2 tRNA genes and 3 rRNA genes are annotated in these 975 nt (G+C 51.1%); all 5 read right to left on the bottom strand.

What is annotated here, in order from left to right:
- Positions 1-271: ribosomal RNA gene (locus D7Z26_RS27145) — 23S ribosomal RNA — on the bottom strand; the annotation flags it as partial.
- A 165-nt stretch (positions 272-436) separates the two neighbouring features.
- A tRNA-Ala gene (locus tag D7Z26_RS27140) sits at positions 437-512 on the bottom strand.
- A 26-nt stretch (positions 513-538) separates the two neighbouring features.
- Positions 539-615 (bottom strand) — tRNA-Ile (locus D7Z26_RS27135).
- A 65-nt stretch (positions 616-680) separates the two neighbouring features.
- Positions 681-797 (bottom strand): 5S ribosomal RNA (gene rrf, locus D7Z26_RS27130).
- Between the two features lie 114 nt (positions 798-911).
- Positions 912-975 (bottom strand): 16S ribosomal RNA (locus D7Z26_RS27125); the annotation flags it as partial.

Genomic DNA, 975 nt, shown 5'->3' with positions numbered 1-975 from the left:
GGGCTTCTCCGCTTTCGCTCGCCGCTACTGACGGAATCACTTTTGTTTTCTTTTCCTCAGGGTACTTAGATGTTTCAGTTCCCCTGGTGTGCCTCCAACGAGCTATGTATTCACTCGAGGGTAACTATCCATTACGATAGCTGGGTTTCCCCATTCGGAAATCTCCGGATCAAAGCTCACTTACAGCTCCCCGAAGCATATCGCTGTTCGTCGCGTCCTTCATCGGCTCCTGGCGCCTAGGCATCCTCCGTGCGCACTTATTAGCTTAACCACACTGCAACTGTTAAGTTTAGCCGCAAGGCTGAACTTCAGTTGTCAGTGACATAGTTGACACTAGTAAGGTCGAGATGATACTTCAACGTTCTTCTAATTCGCGCTTTGTTTCGCTATCCAGTTTTCAAGGTACAAGGTATTACCATGAACCATAAAAGGTTTCTGGTGGAGACTAGCGGGATCGAACCGCTGACCCCCTGCGTGCAAGGCAGGTGCTCTCCCAGCTGAGCTAAGTCCCCATGGGAAGTATTCATTTAAGAAAAGATGGTTGGCCTTAGTGGACTCGAACCACCGACCTCACCCTTATCAGGGGTGCGCTCTAACCAGCTGAGCTAAAGGCCAATATGTGCGCCCGCATCAATCTGGGCTGAACTTTATTACCCTTTAGACAAGGATAAGAAAGCCCGGCTTGGCGACGTCCTACTCTCCCAGGACCCTGCGGTCCAAGTACCATCGGCGCTGGAGGTCTTAACGGTCGTGTTCGGGATGGGTACGCGTGGAACCCCTCCGCCGTTGCCACCAAACCGGCTTACTGTGGAAAGAACAATCGTTCTTTCAAAACTGAACTTGAGCGTAAGAAACGGTTTGCCACTCTGCAAAGCAGCTGTGGACTTTTATAGCTCCGAAGAGCTCCTTAGAAAGGAGGTGATCCAGCCGCACCTTCCGATACGGCTACCTTGTTACGACTTCACCCCAATCATC

Source organism: Cohnella endophytica (genome assembly GCF_003628305.1).
GTDB lineage: Bacteria > Bacillota > Bacilli > Paenibacillales > Paenibacillaceae > Cohnella > Cohnella endophytica.
Note: the sequence above shows the minus strand (reverse complement) of the source record. Positions and strands in the feature narration are given on the sequence as shown.